The sequence below is a fragment of the Pseudomonadota bacterium genome (assembly GCA_039024915.1).
GTDB lineage: Bacteria > Pseudomonadota > Alphaproteobacteria > Rhizobiales > MH13 > MH13.
In genome coordinates, this window is record JBCCPK010000003.1 from 380,667 (window position 1) to 400,402 (window position 19,736).

Genomic DNA, 19,736 nt, shown 5'->3' on the forward strand with positions numbered 1-19,736 from the left:
GACCGCTTGCTGCACCGCCGAAAAACCTCTAGCAATCATGACACGGCCCGGGACACATTCCGTGACGGGCGTTGTGACCAACCAGATCGAAACAATAAAGGTCTGCTGAGTGATGTATGAGCGTCTTCGCGGCTCCGCCGCCACCCTTTTACTTGCCATTTCCCCTGTTTTTGCCACGTCGGCTTTCGTCTCGTCTTCGTCGCCCGCCCATGCGCAGGCGGAGGTTACGGTTTTTGCGCCATTTCGCGGCATCGCCGCCCCGATCGCCCGGGCAGGCAGCGCCGTGTCGGTGATTGATCGGGACCAGATCGAGCAGGCGGGGCAAGTGTCCGTCCAAGAAATACTGCGCGGGGCGCCTGGTGTCACCAGCACCAATTCCGGCGGCTTCGGCGCGAACACCGATGTGCGTATCCGAGGGGCAGAAGCGCAGCATACGATGGTCCTGATCAATGGCATTCCGGTGACCGACCCCACGTCAACGCGCAACGCGTTCGACTTCACGATGCTTCCGGCAAGTATCATCGAGCGTATCGAGGTTTTGCGGGGTCCCCAATCCGCACTTTACGGCTCGGACGCCATTGGCGGGGTTATCAACATCATCACCCGGCAAGCGCCGAACGGTCTTTCCGCAACGGCGCTGGTTGAAGGGGGGAGCTTCGACACACACAGACAGGCTCTTTCAGCAGGCTACGGCGCGGCGAACGGTTCCATATTCGTGCATGGCGGACACGTATCTACGAATGGCTTCAGTCGGCGCGATGGAAACGCCGAAGATGATGGTGCACGCCAGTGGACGGGCGGCTTTCGCGCCACGGCCCGACTGTCGGAGACCGTGGAAGTCGATGCCGCCTTCGATGCAACGGATCTTGAGAGCGAATATGATCGCCGCTCAACAGACCCCGCAGGAGGCGCCGAGCGGCTCAGCCTCAATGGCCATGCCCGCATCAGCCATAGCGGCTTCGACGGTCGTTGGCGCCAGACACTGACGGCGTTTGGCTCATCGACGGATCGCCAGTTCATCGAGCCAGCTTCGGTCGAAGACTATGAGGGCAGCCGCATCGGTATCGACTACACGGGCGAGGTTCAGCTTGGCTCCTACGGGACCTTTCTCTACGGCGCTACGGTTGAGGAGCAGACGGCGGACTATGTCGATAACGGTGTCCTGCAGTTTTCCGGCGACGAGGTCTATTGGGGAGCGTTCGCGCTGCACCAGTTCTCTGTGGGCCCCAATCTGCATTTGTCTGCCGCGCTGCGCTACGATGATTTCGCCGCCGCCGGTGACTTTGTGACGTTTCGCGGTACGGCCGTTTATGAGATTCCGTCAACGGAGACCCGGTTTCACGCAAGCGTCGGCACTGGCGCCAAAGCGCCCAGTTTGCGCCAGCGCGCGGCGACACCAAACCTTCGGCCAGAAGAAAGCATCGGCTTTGATGCTGGGGTAACGCAAACCCTGTTCGACGGCAGACTGACACTCGATGTCACCGGCTTTTATCAGGAGATCGACGACCTCATTGTCTATACTGGCGGCTTTTTCGGCTTTGCATCGGAGGCGTGGGACAATGTCGATGAAGCAGAAATCTTCGGGGTTGAGATCACCGCTGATGCAAGGGTCGTTCCGGGTCACCTCGATGCGCGCGCACACTACACCTACACAGACGCACGCGATGCGGTCTCAGACGACCGTCTGCAAAGACGGCCTGAGCACGAAGCCGAACTGACGTTGATCTACACCGGCATCGACAAACTCCGGCTGTCGGCAACGGCCTATTGGACGGGCGGCGAATGGTTCTCCCGCAGCCGCGAACGCACACCGCTCGATAGCTATGTACGGGTGGATGCCGCCGCATCCTATCAGGTTCACGAGCATCTTGAGATTTACGGGCGCGTCGAAAACCTGTTTGACGCTGAGTATGAAGAGATCTCAGGTTTCAACACGCCCGGCATATCCGCCTATGCAGGTATTCGCGCAACCTACTAGCGCTTACCCTCAAGCCAGCTCGGCAGGAGCGCCGTCATGGGCCTGAATGGGGCTCTCGCCCTGCTGGCGTTCGCGCTGACGGTGACCTCGGTTGCCTTGGGCACGACACCGATGGCAATCGGCGACCTCATCGCAGCGATCTCGGGGGCCGATGAGCGGCTCGCTTTGATCATCTATGAAATTCGCGTGCCGCGGACACTTCTTGCCATTCTGATAGGCGGCTCGCTGGGATTGGCAGGGGCGGCGCTTCAAGGGCTTGTTCGCAATCCGCTTGCCTCGCCAAGCCTATTCGGAGCGCCGTCGGCTGCGGCGCTGGGCGCGGTGATCGTGATCAGCACCGGCCTCGCCTCCGCATTGTCGCTGGCTTTGCCACTAGCGGGCATGGTCGGTGCACTCGCTTCGGTAGGGGCGCTGTTCCTCATCGCGGGTCGCGGCGCACCGATCATCGTGCTTCTGCTGGCCGGCCTTGTTCTGTCGAGTTTTGCAGCAGCCTGCACTTCGCTGGCGCTCAACCTCGCGCCCAACCCTTTCGCGGCGCTTGAGGTCGCATTCTGGCTGTTGGGATCGCTTGATGACCGCTCCTTCCAGCACGTTGCGATGGCCGGACCATTTATCCTTACTGGAAGCCTCCTGATGGCCACCCAAGGGAAAAGCCTCAAGGTCTTAAGCCTTGGAGACGAGACAGCCGCGAGCCTTGGCGTCGCCGTACGGCGCGTTCAATTGATGATTATCGTTGGCGTTGCAGCAGCCGTCGGTGCCGGTGTCTCCGTTGCCGGAACCATTGGGTTCATTGGTCTTGTCGCCCCCCATCTGGTGCGGCCGCTGGTCGGATACGACCCGGCGCGGCTTCTCCTGCCCGCGACGCTTGCAGGCGCGTGCCTCCTGCTCGCCGCCGATATAGGCGTCCGGCTGATCCCAACGAGCGGATCGCCGGTCAAGGTTGGCGTGCTGACCGCGCTTGTCGGGGCGCCGTTTTTCTTGGCTCTGGTGCTGCGCGAGCGTCGGGCGATGGCTGGGCGGGCGCTGCCATGACGGCGGGCGCGGGCTCCATCGAAGCGCAGGGGCTGTCTGTCACAGTGGGCAGCTCAACACTCCTTGAGCCACTGGACCTACGGCTCAAAGCAGGCGAATTGACAGCAATTATTGGGCCCAACGGGGCAGGCAAAACCAGCCTCGTTCGGGCGCTGCTGGGCCTCACGAAACACACGGGCCTCGTGCGCTTTGGGGACGATCAGCGCGACGCGATGCCTGGCCCCGCCCGCGCACGCGTCGCAGCGTATCTGCCCCAAGGGCAAAACCATGCCTGGCCGCTGACGGTGGCCGACATCGTTGCCCTTGGCCGCCATCCGCACGGAGACGAAGACAGCTATGACATCGCCCCATTGCTGCACCGCATGGGCTTGGACCAGTTGGCCGATCGGTCGGTGTTAAGCCTGTCAGGCGGCGAGCAAATGCGCGTCGCGCTGGCGCGAGCGTTGGCCGTCGAAGCCCAGTTTCTGTTTGCAGACGAGCCGCTGGCCTCGCTCGACCCGCACTACCAGTTTGCCATCCTCGATATCCTGTCCAGGGAGGCATCATCGGGCGTCGGCGTGATTGTTGTCCTGCACGATTTGCGCCACGCAGCAGCCTACGCGGACAGGATCATCATGATGGCAGGTGGGCGAGTGGTCGCCGACGGACGACCCGAGGAAGTGTTGACGCCTGAGCGTGTCGGGACAGCTTTCGGTGTCCAGACACGCTTGGAAACGATCACGCGCGGCGGGCAGTCTCGCATCGAAGCGGCGCTTCCAAGCGCCGCCCCACCGCAGGAACCGTCCGTGTAGCCAGCTCAGCTGCCGGACAAAGCCTCAATGATCGCCGACATATTATGCCGCATCATCCCGATGTAGGTCGATGCCGGGCCATCAGGTCCGGAAAGCGCATCGGAGTACAGCTCTGCGCTTGCAACCTGTAACCCGGTCTCGGCGGCAATCGTCTCGATCAAACGGCTATCTGAGATGTTCTCAACGAACATCGCACGCGCGCCGGTGTCCATGATCTGATCAACGATTGCAGCGACGTCCGAAGCGGAAGCTTCGCTTTCCGTGCTGAGGCCTTGCGGGCTGAGGAACGTCATGTCGAAGTCGCGCGCCAGGTAGCCAAATGCGTCGTGGCCGGTGATCACAATGCGTTCTTCAGCGGGCACCCCGTCTAGAGCGGCTGCCAGCTCGGCTTCCAGAGCCTCAAGTTCTGCAGAATACGCGGCGGCATTCTCTTCGAAGGTTGCGCAATTTTCGGCGTCAACCGAGCAAAGCCCGGCGGCGATGTTGGCGACATAGACCTGCGCTGCGTCAAGTGATTGCCACGCGTGCGGGTCGATTGGTCCATGGTCATGATCATGGTGGTCATGGCCAGCATGATCATCGTCGCCATGGTCGTCATGGCCCGCATGGTCGTCCCCATGCTCATCGCCGTGATCGTGATCGTCATGGCTGGCATGCTCATCGCCGTGATCATGGTCATGATCGTGGTCATCATGGCTGGCATGCTCATCACCGTGATCATGGTCATGATCGTGATCGTCATGGCTCGCATGCTCGTCACCGTGATCGTGGTCATGATCGTGATCGTCATGGCTGGCATGCTCATCACCGTGATCGTGGTCATGATCGTCATCATCATGGCTCGCATGCTCATCACCATGGTCATCATGGTCATCTTCGTTTTCGATAACGTCGATGCCATCCGACACAGTCACAACCGCGGCTTCCGTGCCGGAGGATTCAACGAGGCGCTCCATAAACCCTTCGAAACCGATCCCATTGATGAACACCAGGTCAGCTTCGGTAACGCCAACAACATCGGTCGGAACCGGCTCATAAACGTGGGCATCCTCGTCCGGGCCGACGATGCTGGAAACCTTAACAAGGTCGCCGCCGACATTGCTCACCATATCGGCGAGGATTGAGAAGCTGGCCACAACCTTCAGCGGTTCATCCTGGGCGAATGCCTGGCTGGCGGGAACAGCAGTCAAACCCGCAACCACGCCCGCTGCAGCGAGCGCGCGAAAGGAAACAGAACGGGTCAAACGGTGGGTCATTGATTGGACTCCTTGGTGATGGTCAAGCAACGCGGTGCCGACGAGACGGCAAGCGGGTGGAAAGAACGCCGCGCGGGGCGGCGAGAAGTGACACAATGTACAGGCAACCGGCGGCGAGAATGATCGCCGGGCCAGAGGCAATATCAGCGTGGAAGGACACCAGAAGGCCCGCCAGCACCGAAACCATGGCCAGAGCCACGGCGAGCGCACACATGCTGAACGCGGTTTTGGCCCAAAAGCGAGCGGTCGCGGCTGGCAAGATCATCAAACCGACCGAAAGCAGCGTCCCCAGAGCCTGAAAGCCGGCGACAAGATTGAGTACAACCAGCGCCAGGAACGCGAAATGGACCAGCGGGCCCCAACTTGAAACACTGCGCAAGAAACCGGGATCGAGGCACTCAGCGACCAGAGCGCGCCAAACGATCAGCAATGATCCAAGCGTCAGCGTGCTGATAGTGCCGATCATAATCAAGCTGTCAGTACCCAGCGCTAGCACCGAACCGAACAGAACGTGCATCAAGTCAACTGACGATCCGCGCAGCGAGACGATCATGACGCCAAGCGCAAGGGAGATCAAATAGAAGGCGGCCATGGCCGCATCTTCCTTCTGCACGGTGATCCGCGCCACCATGCCGGCTCCCGCGGCAACCAGAGCGCCTGCGAACAGGCCGCCAAACGTCATCGGAACAATCTCAAGGCCGAACAGCAGAAAGCCAATCGCCGCGCCCGGCAGGATAGCGTGCGCCATTGCGTCGCCCGTCAAGCTCATGCGCCGAAGCATGAGAAACACGCCAACCGGCGCCGACGACAAGGCGATCAATAGGCCGCCGATAAGCGCCCGCTGCATGAAAGCGTACTGGGCAAACGGGCCCACGAAAAAATCCTGAAGCTGCGCCAGCGTTTCCATCATGCCGCCCGAACGGAGCCGTGCTTTGGGCCCTGCTTCGCCGGCGCATTGTGCAGCTGATCACGATCGTGATCATGATCGGCGCACCAAGGAGCCGTTTCATCCCATGCAGGACGAAATTTACGCGCACGCTCAAGGTTCTCAGGCCGCAGAACGTCGCTGACCGGGCCCCAGGCTACCGGCTCGCGCGACAACAACAACACATCGGGAAAGTGCTGACGAACCCGGTCGAGGTCGTGCATAACAGCGATCACAGTCCGGCCCTCGCGGTGCCATCGTTTCACGACATCCAGGAGATCGTCTATGGTCTGCTCGTCAATCGCGTTGAACGGCTCATCCAACAAAATCAAATCAGCATCCTGCAGGATGACGCGCGCAAACAGTGCTCGCTGGAATTGCCCCCCAGAAAGCGTGTCGATGCCGCGCTTTGCGAAGCCTTCCAAACCAACCGCCGCCAGCGCTTCCGAGATCGCGCTTTTGCCGGCCTTGCCGAAGCGACCAAGGAGCCCCGTGCGATGCCAAAGGCCCAACTTTACCAGATCGAAAACCGTCGCGGGAAAGCTGCGATCAATTTCCGCCAGTTGCGGCAAGTAAGCTTTGCGGCACCCATCGATGTGGGCGCATGTGCCACTCATCGGTTGCAGAACGCCGGCAATCCCTTTCACCAACGTCGACTTACCCGAGCCGTTCGGTCCAACGACGGCCAGAAGCGCACCGTGTTCGAGTTCTCCGGACAGACCATGGACCGCAGGATAGACCTGATAACCAAGGGTCAGATCATCGAAGCGCAGACAGGCTTTGCCGGTTTCATGGCCGTTTACAGCCGCAGCATGCCCCTGAGAACTCGTCATCCCGACAGGTTGCGGATTCTCCCGCACATCGGCCGAAGCAGTCGTGTGGGCTAGTTTTCGCGCATGGGAAACCGAAGCGGACACGGACTGGGTTCTCTCACTTAGTGTGTTTTTCACGCGCATAAGGAGCGCTTGGCGGACGGGTCGCAACTTGCGAATGCGTCGCATTTCACCTATTGCGTTACACTATAACATGTCAATTCAAACGACCCTTTCTGAGGTCCGAGATCATGTCTGAAGCAGCAACACCCGTTGAAGGGCTTTCCCGAAACAATCAACTGGTCCTCGATGCGCTCTCGCGATCAAAGGGGCCGATGTCGGCCTATCAACTGCTCGACGCGCTCCGTGACAAAGGGCTTCGCGCGCCGCCGCAGGTCTACCGGGCACTGAAATGGCTGAGCGGCCACGGCTTGGTTCATAAGCTGCAAAGCGCCAATGCCTATGTAGCGTGCTCCCATGTGGCGTGCTGCGGCGGTGCGCACCAGCATGCCGCTTCGACCGTATTCTTTCTGTGCGAAAACTGCGGCGCGGTGGAAGAGAAGTCCGACAGCGCGTTCAATCAGGCCCTGAGTGCGATCGCGAAGGATATTGGCTTTGCGCCGCAAACCACCGCTGTTGAGGTTTCGGGCATCTGCGCCCTTTGCCGTGCGGCTTAATCGACCGGGGCAAGCGCGTCTTCCGGTCGCCAGACACCATCCGCATCGACCCCTCGCGCGGGCCGCGTCGAGCCGCGCGCGATCAGCCGTCCCGGTATCTCGACGGATTTGGGAACGACCGGCTCACCGGCGATGGCAGCATCGATGGCGGCAAACAGCGTTCGGCTCGTCGCCTCGATCATTGCGTCGACGGGCTGCGAGAAACTTGTAATGTCGTAGGCGGGCCACTGTACCGGGCCGACATTGTCGAACCCGACGATTGAAACGTCCTTCGGCACATCGAGGCCCAGTTCAAAGCGCAACGCATCCATCGCGGCGATTGCCATATGATCATTGGCACAGAATATCGCGTCCGGCGGCGAGCCAGCGGTCATCAGCATGCGGGCGGCAGCAGCCGCTTCTTGCGCGTCATAGTTGCCGCATGCGCGAGCGTGAAGGGTCTTGCCGGCTTCTTTCAAGCCGGCTCGGAAACCTGCTTCGCGATCGCGGTTCGTCGACGTTTCCTCGATGCCCGCAAGGTAGGCGATGCGCTTGTGGCCGCCGGCAACAAGGAATTGCGCAATTGTCCGACCGCCAGCCCAGTTCGATCCGGTCACCTTCGACACGGACGCCGAGCTTGATACGCGGTTCACCATGACGACAGGAATGCCGGTTTGATGGCATCGCTCGGCGATCTCCGACGAGAGCGAGACCGAGGCGAGCACCAGACCATCGATCTGATAGTCGAGCGCACGCAAAAGCTCCTGATCCGCCGCCTCACCCTCACCAACAGTGAAAAGCAGGATGTGGTAACCCCTCGACTGTGCGGCGTCGGAGAGACCTTGGACAAGTTCCGGATAGAAATGATTATCGAAGTAGGACACCGCCATCGCAATGATCTGCGACCTGCGGGTGATCAACGACCGGGCAATCGCATTTGGCCGGTAGCCAAGCCGCTTTGCCGCCTCCATGACCCGCTCGCGCGTCGCCTTAGCAACGCTCGCGCCAGGCGTGAAAGTACGCGAGACGGCAGACTGTGAAACGCCGGCCTCACGGGCGACATCAACGCTGGTCGATTTGCCAATCGATCGTTTTCGGACCACCTGCCCTCCCCCGGGACCCAGAGATCGTTCTGATCTCTGTGGAGCCTTTTTGTCGCGAAGCGTGCGAGAGAACGCGTCCGATTGCAAGTCGACTGGCGTCGAAGACGGGAGGGCGTGCGGGCTAACCCGCCTTCCAACCGGCACTTGCCCCTGCTCTGGCCAGCGGGCTAACCCGCTGTCCAACCAGCACCTGCCCCTGCTCTGGCCGGCGGGCTAACCCGCCGTCTAACCGGCACTTGCCCTTGCTCTGGCCAGCGGGCTAACCCGCCGTCCAACCGGCACTTGCCCTTGCTCTGGCCAGCGGGCTAACCCGCCGTCCAACCGGCACTTGCCCCTGCTCTGGCCAGCGGGCTAACCCGCCGTCCAACCGGCACTTGCCCTTGCTCTGGCCAGCGGGCTAACCCGCCGTCCAACCGCCGTCGATCAACAACGATGTCCCGGTGACCAGCGCAGAGGCATCGCCAGCGAGATAGACAACTGCGCCCATGATATCCTCAATCTTGCCAATCCGGTCGAGTTTGATCTTCGAGGTAATCCAGCCGACCTTTTGCGGGTCAGCGAAGGTCGCCTCGGTCAGCGGCGTCTTGATGAAGGTCGGGCATACCGTGTTGATGCGAACGCCGCTTTTGCCCCACTCGATGGCCATCGCTTTGATCATGCCCTCGAGCGCATGCTTGGATGCGCAATAGACGGCGCGATCGATGCCGCCGACATGGCCCATCTGCGAGGAAATATGGATGATGGAGCCGGGCTTGCCTGCCGCGATCATCCCGCGTCCGGCTTCAGCAGAGAGGACAAACGCACCGCGCACATTGATGTCCATCACCGCCTGGTAGTCGTCCAACGCTGTCTCAAGAGCCGGGGCGTGCCGGGCAATACCAGCGGAGTTGACGACAACATCAAAGGGGCCAAGCTCAGCGACGGTCGTCTTGATTGCATCGCTGTCCGCCAGATCGAGCGTCGCAGCCTGTGCATCGAACCCGGCCGAGATCAACTCGCCAACCGCCTGATCCAATTGCTCGCGCCCCCGCGCCACGCAGACGATCTGTGCCCCTTGTTCAGCCAAAGCGACTGCGGCACCAAGGCCGATGCCACGTGAGGCGCCCGCGATCAGCGCGCGCTTGCCATCAAGGCGGAACGATGGGGTCTTTGGAAGTGTCATGTGTACCAGTCCGGTGGGCAATTAGGGTCGGTGAGTATGGTTCCTTAACCCGGTTCCGACGCACGATCACCTGTGTATCGCAGGGCTGACCGTCGTCGACCCTCCGGTCCGCTGTTACGATGGATGCCCATTTCCGCGCGATAACCGACCGTATGCTCTGAAATGTCGGCCTGGGCCAAGCGCTGACGTTTCGCTCGCGCAAGCGTGAATTCCACATCCCGATCTTCGCGCTATGTCTCCGGGATCGACGGTTGAATGGACCATCTCATGTTTGTAATTCGTAGCGCGCTGGTTCGGACGGCAGGTATCGCATTTGTCTGCTTCGTCTCGGCAACGTCCGCCCTCTCCCAGGATACGGCAGGATCGTGGGCACCAACCTTCACCGCGCGACATAGCGGCTGGGACGTCACCTGCGACAAGCGCGGAGAAGACGCCTCACTCGAAGAACGCTGTTTCATGCGCTATGTCGATGCCTATTCACCGCGTCCCAATTTTGGCGTGGTGTTCTTCTTCCTACAGTATCAGAACGGCGCGCCCGCCATATCGATGGGGCGAGAGTTTCAGACCAACCTCGTCGCATCGAGCTTGCGTGTCACACCCGGCTGGGAGCGCCCGCCGGGTGTTTGCGCTGGTGGACCGTGCGAGATCGAGGGCGTTGATGCGGAAACCATGGTTTCAGCCCTTGCGGAAGGCGGATCGCTGGAGATTGGCTTTACCGACAGCCAAGGCACCGAACAGTTGCGCCTGTGGCCATCGGAGGGCTTTGCCGCAGCCTTGGCCGATATCACGCGCGAGGCAGATGCGCGTGGTTTGTAACCTCGTCACACCGGTTGGCAGGACCGCGGACGCACCTTGAGTCGCCCGCCAAGCCTATCGGCCCTGTCTCAGTGCAGGCTTAACAGCACCTCGATGTCGCGTTGTGACATGCGATCCAACAGCGCCCGCTCATCTGCGTTGAGCCCCTCGCCGCTCTCGACCTGCGCCTTGATCCGCGCTGCGGTCTGACTGGTGGGCAGGTAGTAGATCGAGCTGTCTTGCGCGCTCATCTCCTCGACCAGTCGGCGCAACAGCTTCTTGCGCCTTTCCCCGTCGAGATCCTTGCGTTTGTCCTGAAGCATGATGGTTCCCGCTTACCGTTGCCGGTTTTGCATTTAGGGCGCGCGTCAGTTTGTGACATCGGGAAAGGTGTTTTTGCGCCACCTAGCCCCAGGCCGGCGGTTCGGTGGACGGAGCATACGTGCCGAAGGTCCACTCATGCCCTTCGGGGTCTTTGCAGCGGTAGCGCCGTGTGCCCCATTACGTGGCTTCGGGTGGATAGACCTCCTCAGCGCCGCTCGCGATGGCGTTCGCATGGTGCGCATCGACATCCTCGACGACGACATAGACGCCCGGCGAACCCTTGGGCAGGTCCGACGTACCCATCAGGATCACGCCGTTTGCGTAGGCAAGCTCGGCGTGCTGAACTGAGCCGTCCTCCGCGTCGGCGCGGATAATCACCCGGAAGCCGAACGCCTTCGTCAGGAACTCGATTGCGGCTGAACCATCACGGTATGACAGGTAGGGAATGATGGTGGGATTGGTCATGAGTTCTTCTTTTTTCGCCCGGGAGGCACTTGGAAAGCTGGACAGCTCAGCAGCAGGCTCCTCGACCGATGAGGCCACCGCGTTCGTTTTATGCGCATCGGGGTGAACATTTTTTGGTAAGCGATCCCCACGCTTTTCTAGAAACGATCACCACAATGGCTGTAAGAGTGCGAGCTTTGAAAAATGGGGGCGGCGCGAGCAACCGCAGGCAAGCTTCGCGCCGGCCATATCGAACCCGTGCCGCTGCCGACCACCCAGTTTGCCCGATTGAGCGCGGATCGCTCCATTCATGTCTGATCGTTGCAAGCATGACCTCCCCGATCACGAGAATGCGATTTGGCGGCGCACTTCGTTTTCGCTACGTCTTCGGCGACGACGATTTTGCGAGGACATCCCATGCTGAAACTCCACACACTGATCTTTGCTGGCCTCTTGGCTCTTGTGGCCCCCGCGTCAGCGGAGATGATGTCAGTCGAAAGCGCTGACGGCGTTTCCGAAACCATGGACAGGCTCCAGGCGGCCGTCGAGGGTGCAGGCGCGACCGTTTTTGCCCGGGTCAATCACGGCGCGGGTGCGCAATCGGTCGACATGGAGCTGGACGACGCTGAGTTGCTGATATTCGGGAACCCGATGCTCGGAACGCCCGCTCTGCAGGACGATATTCAGGCCGGCCTCTTGCTGCCATTGCGCGTACTGGTCCACGCGAGCGGCGATGGAAGCGTGATCGTCTGGGAGGATCCTGTGGCGATGTTTGAGGGCTTGGAGATCGCGGAAGATGCCCCCTACATCGCCCGGATGCGCGGTGCGCTTGGTAATCTCACCCAAGCTGCGGCGAGCGGCGGCTGAGCCCCGCAGCATCTTGACGCCGCAGCGTCGCCAACAGGCAACCCGTTAGCTGGATGGCGCTTGAGTGCTTACGATCATAGCGGCTCGCTGCAGCGCTTTGCGCTGCAGCGAGCCTAGAGCCAAAGCCGCGGTTTACTCCGCCGCCAGCTTCGGTTCCGCCGCGCCGCCATAGGGCACGTTCCGCCCGCCGTAACGACGGACGCGCACATTGCACTGCTCCGCATGCCCGACAAAGCCCTCTAGGATGCACAGGCGCGAACCGTATTCGCCGATCAGCGCTGCCGCTTCATCGTTCACGATCTTCTGATAGCTGTGCGTTTTCAGATACTTGCCAACCCAAAGGCCGCCGGTGTAGCGCCCAGCCTTCTTCGTGGGGAGCGTGTGATTGGTGCCGATCACCTTGTCGCCATTGGCCACGTTTGTGCGGGCACCGAGGAACAGCGCGCCGTAACAGGTCATTTTCTCAAGGAACCAGTCGTCGCGATCGGTCATGACCTGCACATGCTCGGACGCAATGTCATCGGCGACCTGCAGCATCTCATCATAGGTGTCGCAGACGATCACCTCGCCATAATCCTCCCATGAGGTGCGCGCGGTGTCAGCGGTCGGCAGAATCTTTAGGAGCCGCTCGATCTCATCCATCGTGTCGCGCGCGAGCTTTTCAGAGTTGGTCAGCAGCACGGCGGGCGAATTGTAGCCATGCTCCGCCTGCCCCAGAAGGTCGGTTGCGCACAGTTCGGCATCCGCACCGTGCTCGTCGGCGATGACCATAGTCTCGGTCGGTCCAGCGAACAGATCGATGCCCACCCGTCCGAAAAGCTGCCGCTTGGCTTCAGCGACAAACGCGTTGCCCGGCCCGACCAGCATATGAACCGGATCAATGGTCTCGGTGCCAATGGCCATGGCGCCCACAGCCTGAATACCACCCATCACGTATATTTCATGGGCACCACCAAGCTTGATCGCTGCGATTACCGCCGGGTTCGGCTCGCCCTTGAAAGGTGGCGTGCATGCAATGATGCGCGGAACGCGCGCAACATCTGCAGTGGCGACAGACATATGGGCGGATGCGACCATCGGAAACTTGCCGCCGGGTACATAACAGCCAACGGATTGGACTGGGATGTTCTTGTGGCCCAGAACGACGCCGGGCATTGTCTCGATCTCGATATCAAGCATTGAGTCGCGTTGGTGCTGGGCAAAAACCCGAACCTGTTCCTGTGCGAATTTGATATCGTCCATCTCCTGGGCGGAGACCTTGTTCATAAGCGAAGCCACATCGTCGTCCGACAGGCGGAAGCTCGGCGGCGAATAATTGTCGAACTTCTCCGACAAATCGCGCACGGCCGCATCGCCCCGCGCTTCGATGTCCTTCAGCGTGCCCTCGACAATCGCGCGGACCTTCGCGTCATCTTCCGAGCGCTCGGCATCGGGTTTTCCGCGCTTGAGATGGGTGATCATGGCGTTTGGCTCCTTATGAGCGTGCGCCGTTCGGCGCGTCGAATGGACGTTGGTCACGGGGGTGCAGGCGTCCCAAGTATGAGACCTGCACTGCTGCCCGACAACCGTCGGCGTTGGAAACCGGATGTTTTTGCAAGCGTATGCAATATAGCGTTGGCTCATTCGGCGGCGCAAGCAGAAACGGGGTGAGTTGGTGCGAAAAAGTGAGCGGACTGTCGGCCAATTCGGCTGGGCGCGGATTGTCGGGCCGTGCGCTTATGGACGGCACCTGTGAAGTGCGCTTGACTGGTCGCACCGCGATTATGCCCCCACATCGCCAACTGGACCCGCCCATGACGCCCCCCATCACTTCGACCGATCAAGAGACACTGGCGAGACGCATCGCCCAAGGGCGGGGGGATGAGCCGGCCGATCTGGTGCTCGCAGGCGGTGTGGTCTTTGACCTCATAACCGGGGGGATGATCGAGGGCGATGTGGCCATTTGCAGCGACACCATTGTCGGTATCGGGGAGGATTACACGGGCCGCGAGCGGGTTGATGTTTCAGGCTTGACACTCGTGCCCGGATTTATCGACACGCACCTGCATATCGAATCGAGCCTCGTCACACCGTTCGAATTCGACCGTTGCGTCACCCCGCGCGGGATCACCACCGCGATTTGCGATCCGCACGAGGTATCGAACGTGATCGGGCTTGAGGGCATCCGCTATTTTCAAGAGGCATCGGCCCACATGCTGCTGGACCTCAAGGTGCAGCTGTCGGCCTGTGTGCCTTCAAGCCACATGGAAACGTCCGGCGCGCGGCTCCTTGCAGACGATCTGGCACCGTTTATGGACCACCCGTCGAACATCGGCCTTGCCGAGTTCATGAACTATCCCGGCGTGATCCACCGTGATCCTGAATGCCTCGATAAACTAGCCCTGTTTGCCGGGGGCCACATCGATGGCCATTGCCCGCTTCTGTCCGGCAAGGACCTCAATGCCTACCTCGCCGCTGGCATATCGACCGAACATGAAGCGACAAAAGCTGACGAGGCGCGCGAAAAGCTGCAGAAAGGCATGCGCGTCCTGATCCGCGAGGGCTCCTGCTCGAAGGATCTGCACGCGTTGCAACCTCTGCTCAATGATCTGACGGCACCCTACATGTGCCTGTGCACTGACGACCGAAATCCGCTGGATATCGCGGAACACGGCCACCTTGATTTCATGATCCGAACTCTGATCGCGCTCGGCACCAGCCCGTTGGCGGCCTACCGCGCAGCGAGCCTTTCGGCCGCGAGCGCGTTCGGCTTGTCAGATCGCGGCCTGATCGCGCCTGGTAAACGCGCCGACATCGTCGCCGTGCGTACCCTTGAGGCGTGCGATGCACAGATGGTCTTTTGCGGTGGACGGCGGGTCAGCACGGAAGCCTTCGCATCACGTGGCTCCATCGAGCCAGTTGGACGACGCTCGGTGCAGGCATCGACAGTAACGGCCGATGGTTTCCGCGACACCAGCCAGATGGACCCAACGCCGGTCATCGGTATCCGTCCGGGCCAAATCCTCACCGATCATCTGAAAGAAGAAATTCCCCCACATAATGGCGACAAGCCGCCCGACGTTGCGCGCGATCTCCTCCGTATCTCGGTCATCGAACGGCACGGCAAGAACGGAAACATCGCCAACGGTTTCGTCAAGGGCTTCGGGCTAAGGGCAGGAGCAATCGCATCGACCGTCTGCCACGACCACCACAACATCGTCGCGATTGGCGCGAACTATGCCGATATGGCAGTCGCTGCGAACAGGCTGACCGCGCTCGAAGGCGGGTTCGTCGTGGTCCAGGATGGCACAATTCTGGCCGAAATGGCCTTGCCGGTGGCCGGTCTGATGAGCCTGAAACCCTTCGAGACGGTGAAAACCGAGCTTGAGAAGCTCCGGTCGGCGGCGCGGGCCCTGGGGGTTACGCTGGAGGAGCCTTTTCTGCAGCTGGCATTCCTTGCGCTGCCGGTCATCCCCTCCCTCAAGATCACCGACCATGGCGTGGTGGACGTCGAGGCTTTCAAGGTCATCGACCGGGGATAAGCCCTCGCCTTTTCCACGCCTGTGCAGACGGCCTTAGCTTCGCCGCCGATTTTGCGATCTCAGGAGGCGTTCATGGCCAGCACCCATCATCTCGCACTGCCCTATCTGGCTGCCGGTCAAGCCACAAAGCATCTGACGCATAACGAAGCTCTCAAAGCGCTCGATACGATCGTGCAACTTGCTGTCGAGAGCCGAACCACCGCATCGCCTCCAGCGAGCCCGACGGAAGGCTCCCGGTACATTGTGCCCGGCGGCGCGGCTGACGCATTTGCGGGGCAAGATGGTCAGTTGGCCGCTTTCTCCGACGCATCTTGGGCGTTTCATGCGCCAAAGGTGGGCTGGCTGGCCTGGGTTGCGGATGAGACGCAGGCGGTCATCTTCGACGGCACGACTTGGGTTGGGATCACACCGGCTCTGCTCGACCAGTTGGGGATTGGGACAAGCGCCGACACCACCAACCGTCTCGCCGTCGCCAGCGATGCTGTGCTGATGACGGCTGCGACCGCGGACATGCAGTTGAAATTCAACAAAGCCTCAACGGCGGACACGGCGACGCTACTCTTTCAGTCAGGCTGGACCGGCAAGGCAGAAGTCGGCCTCGCGGGCAACGATGATCTGTCGTTCAAGGTCGAAGCGGGTGGCGCATGGGCGACAGCATTGGCCGCCGACGGAGCGACCGGCAATGTCGCTATCGGCCATGCATCACCATCGTGCGCACTTGACGTTGCTGGCCCGGTGCGGGTTGGCCAGTACACTGTTGCAACCCTGCCAAGTGCCTCTGCGAGCGGTGCGGGAGCAATAGCGCATGTATCGGACAAGAATGGATCACCCGCGCTTGCAGTGTCCGACGGCAGCGTGTGGCTTTTCACCGCGCTGACGGCGTAGACCGAACGCTGATCCCCGCCTCGATGCCTGCAAGGCGAAGCCGACCGGTAACCGTGCCCGAATTTTGACGTACACAGGCACGAAGGATCGGGTTAAGACCTTGCTAACCATATCGGTGAGCGCTCAACGACGCCTCTCCGGCACTGTTCTGCGTAGGGATGGGGATCCATGGCGGAAGCCTTACGGCGCGGCGTCAGCCGGCTCGAAACGACAACCAAGCTGACGCTTGCGATTTTGGCGCTGGCGAGCGGCGTCTACACGTATCTGGGGGTCCGCGGCCTGCTGCAGGGGATCGGGCCCGTCGTCTTTTTTGGCGCGCTCATCTACTCGACTGCGGTCTCAATCGGGATCTACGCTTTCTGGTCTTACCTGATCCAGTTTACACCGCACATCCGGCACGCCTCCGATCGCCGAACGATGATCATCGCGATGGCCGTCGGCTCGATGATGATCGTGGCGATGTCATCTTGGCTGAACGCGGCTGCGCTGGCCGGCGGTGCGGCTATCGAACAGCATCTGGCGCAAACGACCGAAGAGTATCAGGCGCGCTTGTCCGAAGCGCACGAGACATCGCTCGCCGCGCAGGGACTGCTCCCCGATATTCAGCTTGCCTCGGAGCGTTTCCGCAGGCTGGCTCGGGAAGAGTTGGCGACGGGCTCGCTTACCGGCACGTCCGGCTCGGGAACAGTTGTGCAGCTTCTCAATCAGATGGCCGGTCAGCTTGAGGGACTAGCAACCGAAGTGCGCGCGTCTCGCGTTGAATCGGATGCGCTGTTTGAGCAAGGCGGGCAGTATCTCGGTGAAATGCGCCGGATCGTGACTGCAGCGGGGCCGATTGAACCGCGCGCCATCGCGTTCGCAGAAGAAGCCGTCGTTCTTACCGGCATCATCAACGCGCTGTCCGAGACCAGCATTGCGCCTGCGGTCAAGCGCGCGGCGGAAGACCTCAGCGCAGCGTTCGTTGCGCCGGAAGTCGACGGTAACAGCGCCGATCTCGCTTCAAGGCAGGCGGCAATCGTTGAACGGGTGGAAAGCGCAATTGGCGTGCAGTCAAATGCACTGGCGGGCGCGGCAGACGCGATCCTCCTCCGGGAGCCGGTACAACCTGTCCGGTTTGTCCCACTATCGACACCCGAAGCGGTGCTGCAGTATGCGAGCGATTTTCTACCCTCCTGGGCCGGAGCGATCTCAATCGATTTGTTGCCAGCCGTCCTGATCCTCATTCTTGCGGGTGTGCACTCAGCCATTCGCCGCGAAGAAGGGGCTGAGCTTGATGCGCACCACGTGACGGTGGCGGAAATGAACCAGGCTTTGAAGCTGTACCAGGCCATGCAGCCATCGTTTCAGCAGACGGCGCGACCAGCTGCTCAGGAACCCGATGAAATCGCCATGCCGCCTCAACCGGCCGCACCCCAGCCTGTACGCGCAGAAGCCGATCCGGACAGCGGCGGCACCGAACAACACGGCGCAGATGTCACGACCTTGCCGACGGCCAAGCGGGACCGCTGACGGTGAACGAAACGGTCGAAACTAATGATAATCAGGCCACCGAGCGCGATGGTTTCGCCACTTCGGATTGGGTTCTGGGATTGTTGTTCGCCGCGCTGGTCGGCGGGTCGGTCGCGGCTTTGACTTATGATTTCCGCACCTTGTCTGCACAGTCCGCTCAATTCTCACCCGACACGCCAGCGCGCCTCGCGCCAGCCGCTCCGCCGGTGCCAGGCCGAGAAGATCAGCTTCGTCGCTACAGTCCTGGGTCATCGCCGAGCCGCCAACCAGTCCGGTCTACAGACCTCCCCGGCTTTCAAGGGGACCCGCAAGAGGCACTGGGACAAGCGATGCGCTTTTTCTCAGATGGCGACGGCAGCGCGACTGGTATCGGGCGTATTACGCTAACGACCTATGATGATTTTGAAGCGTTCATCGACGCCAACGCGGATGTCGCTCTCATCGTCTTTCAGTCCCCCGGCGGCAGCGTTCGCGATGCGATCGGCGTTGCTCTGGGTATTCGCGAGCGCGACATCGCGACCGAAATTGTCGCCAACGGCTATTGTGCATCGTCCTGCCCCCTCGCCTTCTCCGGAGGGATTGAGCGTGTCATTGATGAAACAGCAAACCTCGGTGTCCACCAGGTTTTCACGCCCGATGCGACCGTCGGCACCGTCCAGGACGGCATGCAGGGCGCGCAATTTATCTCATCGCAGGCGCAACAGCTTCTCGACGATATGGGCGTTGATCCACGCGCTTGGATCGAGGCGATGGCAACACCGCCCGAGCAGCTTTATGTGTTCAGTGACGAGGAACTTGACGAGCTGAATTGGCGCACAAGCAGTGGGGAGGCTGGCAGCTAGGCTTTGAGCGCCTTTGCATGGTGGGCGATGTGGTCGCCCATAGAGCTTGCGATGAAATAGTAGGAATGGTCATAGCCCGGCTGCATGCGCAGCGTGACCGCCTGACCGGCTTCCGCGCAAGCCTCGGCAAACAGGTCGGGCCGGAGCTGTTCATCGAGAAAACCATCCGCGTCGCCCTGATCGATGAGAATGTGTGCATCGGTCCGCTGCCGCCTGACCAACTGTGTTGCGTCGTGCGCCGACCATTCCGCGCCTTCTCCAAGATAGGCAGAAAACGCCTTCCGGCCCCATGGAACATGGGTGGGGGCGACAATCGGCGCAAAGGCACTGACGCTTACGTAAGAGTCAGGATATTTGAGGTGTAACGTCAGCGCGCCGTGCCCGCCCATGGAATGGCCGAAGATGCCCTGTCGCGAGAGATCGGCGGCGGGAAACTCGGCCCTGATCAGCGCCGGAAGCTCCCGCGTGATATACGTTTCCATCTGGAAATGCGTCGCCCAAGGCACCTGCGTCGCATCAATGTAGAATCCAGCGCCCTGCCCCAGATCGTAGGCCTCGTCATCAGCAACGCCTTCGCCGCGCGGCGAGGTGTCCGGGCAAATAATCATCAGGCCATGCTCGGCGGCGTAGCGCTGGTATCCGCCCTTTTCGGTTACATTCGACCAGTTACAGGTGAGCCCCGATAGATACCACAGCACCGGAACCGGCCCCTCCGCCGCCTGCGGCGGCGTGTAGACCGCAAATCGCATGATGCAATTGCAGGCTTTTGAGGCGTGATCATAAACCTCGACGGTACCGCCGAACGACGCGAAGGATTGAACCGGCGACAGGTCG

The 19,736-nt window shown here is 61.0% G+C and carries 19 protein-coding genes; 10 read left to right on the top strand and 9 right to left on the bottom strand.

Going from position 1 to position 19,736, the window contains the following annotated elements; translation table 11 throughout:
- The first annotated feature begins 112 nt into the window (after positions 1 to 112).
- The 3 genes from AAF739_07995 to AAF739_08005 are packed head-to-tail and all read left to right on the top strand — an operon-like array spanning position 113 to position 3,801.
- The gene (locus tag AAF739_07995) at positions 113 to 1,978 is read left to right on the top strand and encodes a TonB-dependent receptor (protein MEM6382598.1); all 1,866 of its coding nucleotides are present in this window, start codon (positions 113 to 115) and stop codon (positions 1,976 to 1,978) included.
- 36 nt (positions 1,979 to 2,014) lie between these two features.
- Positions 2,015 to 3,010: an iron ABC transporter permease gene (locus AAF739_08000; GenBank protein MEM6382599.1), complete on the top strand. Its 996-nt coding sequence runs from the start codon at positions 2,015 to 2,017 to the stop codon at positions 3,008 to 3,010.
- Positions 3,007 to 3,801, top strand: coding sequence for an ABC transporter ATP-binding protein (locus tag AAF739_08005; protein MEM6382600.1), 795 nt, complete (start codon positions 3,007 to 3,009; stop codon positions 3,799 to 3,801). The genes AAF739_08000 and AAF739_08005 overlap by 4 nt, the downstream gene beginning before the upstream one ends.
- A gap of 5 nt (positions 3,802 to 3,806) precedes the next feature.
- On the opposite strand, the gene AAF739_08010 is transcribed toward AAF739_08005, so the two are convergent.
- The 3 genes from AAF739_08010 to aztA are packed head-to-tail and all read right to left on the bottom strand — an operon-like array spanning position 3,807 to position 6,815.
- The gene (locus tag AAF739_08010) at positions 3,807 to 5,057 is read right to left on the bottom strand and encodes a zinc ABC transporter substrate-binding protein (GenBank protein ID MEM6382601.1); all 1,251 of its coding nucleotides are present in this window, start codon (positions 5,055 to 5,057) and stop codon (positions 3,807 to 3,809) included.
- Between the two features lie 22 nt (positions 5,058 to 5,079).
- A complete protein-coding gene (gene aztB / locus AAF739_08015) occupies positions 5,080 to 5,967 on the bottom strand; it encodes a zinc ABC transporter permease AztB (GenBank protein ID MEM6382602.1) in 888 nt (295 codons plus the stop codon).
- Positions 5,964 to 6,815, bottom strand: a complete 852-nt coding sequence (gene aztA, locus AAF739_08020) for a zinc ABC transporter ATP-binding protein AztA (GenBank protein ID MEM6382603.1) — start codon at positions 6,813 to 6,815, stop codon at positions 5,964 to 5,966. Before aztA ends, aztB begins: the two co-directional genes overlap by 4 nt.
- A gap of 230 nt (positions 6,816 to 7,045) precedes the next feature.
- Between aztA and AAF739_08025 the strand changes: the two genes are divergently transcribed.
- Positions 7,046 to 7,471: a Fur family transcriptional regulator gene (locus AAF739_08025; protein MEM6382604.1), complete on the top strand. Its 426-nt coding sequence runs from the start codon at positions 7,046 to 7,048 to the stop codon at positions 7,469 to 7,471.
- On the opposite strand, the gene AAF739_08030 is transcribed toward AAF739_08025, so the two are convergent.
- Both AAF739_08030 and AAF739_08035 read right to left on the bottom strand, forming a co-directional pair.
- A complete protein-coding gene (locus tag AAF739_08030) occupies positions 7,468 to 8,553 on the bottom strand; it encodes a LacI family DNA-binding transcriptional regulator (GenBank protein ID MEM6382605.1) in 1,086 nt (361 codons plus the stop codon). The two genes, AAF739_08025 and AAF739_08030, sit on opposite strands and share 4 nt — an antisense overlap.
- A 397-nt stretch (positions 8,554 to 8,950) precedes the next feature.
- Entirely contained in the window at positions 8,951 to 9,715 is a 765-nt protein-coding gene (locus AAF739_08035) for an SDR family oxidoreductase (GenBank protein ID MEM6382606.1), read from the bottom strand.
- 267 nt (positions 9,716 to 9,982) lie between these two features.
- On the opposite strand from AAF739_08035, the gene AAF739_08040 reads away from it, so the two are divergent.
- Entirely contained in the window at positions 9,983 to 10,531 is a 549-nt protein-coding gene (locus tag AAF739_08040; protein ID MEM6382607.1) for a hypothetical protein, read from the top strand.
- 68 nt (positions 10,532 to 10,599) lie between these two features.
- On the opposite strand, the gene AAF739_08045 is transcribed toward AAF739_08040, so the two are convergent.
- Together AAF739_08045 and AAF739_08050 are read right to left on the bottom strand one after the other, a co-directional pair.
- Positions 10,600 to 10,833, bottom strand: a complete 234-nt coding sequence (locus AAF739_08045; GenBank protein ID MEM6382608.1) for a hypothetical protein — start codon at positions 10,831 to 10,833, stop codon at positions 10,600 to 10,602.
- 178 nt (positions 10,834 to 11,011) lie between these two features.
- Positions 11,012 to 11,299: a VOC family protein gene (locus AAF739_08050; protein ID MEM6382609.1), complete on the bottom strand. Its 288-nt coding sequence runs from the start codon at positions 11,297 to 11,299 to the stop codon at positions 11,012 to 11,014.
- Between the two features lie 396 nt (positions 11,300 to 11,695).
- Between AAF739_08050 and AAF739_08055 the strand changes: the two genes are divergently transcribed.
- Positions 11,696 to 12,145 (top strand): DUF302 domain-containing protein, encoded by a 450-nt coding sequence (locus AAF739_08055; GenBank protein ID MEM6382610.1) that lies wholly within the window; start codon positions 11,696 to 11,698, stop codon positions 12,143 to 12,145.
- A gap of 132 nt (positions 12,146 to 12,277) precedes the next feature.
- On the opposite strand, the gene hisD is transcribed toward AAF739_08055, so the two are convergent.
- The gene (gene hisD, locus AAF739_08060; GenBank protein ID MEM6382611.1) at positions 12,278 to 13,606 is read right to left on the bottom strand and encodes a histidinol dehydrogenase; all 1,329 of its coding nucleotides are present in this window, start codon (positions 13,604 to 13,606) and stop codon (positions 12,278 to 12,280) included.
- Positions 13,607 to 13,938: 332 nt separating this feature from the next.
- On the opposite strand from hisD, the gene ade reads away from it, so the two are divergent.
- From ade to AAF739_08080, 4 genes are all read left to right on the top strand, one after another.
- The gene (gene ade, locus AAF739_08065; protein ID MEM6382612.1) at positions 13,939 to 15,666 is read left to right on the top strand and encodes an adenine deaminase; all 1,728 of its coding nucleotides are present in this window, start codon (positions 13,939 to 13,941) and stop codon (positions 15,664 to 15,666) included.
- 72 nt (positions 15,667 to 15,738) lie between these two features.
- Positions 15,739 to 16,551, top strand: coding sequence for a DUF2793 domain-containing protein (locus tag AAF739_08070; protein ID MEM6382613.1), 813 nt, complete (start codon positions 15,739 to 15,741; stop codon positions 16,549 to 16,551).
- Between the two features lie 168 nt (positions 16,552 to 16,719).
- A complete protein-coding gene (locus AAF739_08075) occupies positions 16,720 to 18,060 on the top strand; it encodes a hypothetical protein (protein MEM6382614.1) in 1,341 nt (446 codons plus the stop codon).
- A 2-nt stretch (positions 18,061 to 18,062) separates the two neighbouring features.
- Positions 18,063 to 18,902 carry a hypothetical protein gene (locus AAF739_08080; protein ID MEM6382615.1) on the top strand — a complete coding sequence of 280 codons (840 nt, stop codon included), beginning with the start codon at positions 18,063 to 18,065 and terminating at the stop codon, positions 18,900 to 18,902.
- Here AAF739_08080 and fghA read toward each other — a convergent pair.
- The gene (fghA, locus tag AAF739_08085) at positions 18,899 to 19,732 is read right to left on the bottom strand and encodes an S-formylglutathione hydrolase (protein ID MEM6382616.1); all 834 of its coding nucleotides are present in this window, start codon (positions 19,730 to 19,732) and stop codon (positions 18,899 to 18,901) included. The genes AAF739_08080 and fghA overlap by 4 nt on opposite strands.
- Positions 19,733 to 19,736: the final 4 nt, after the last annotated feature.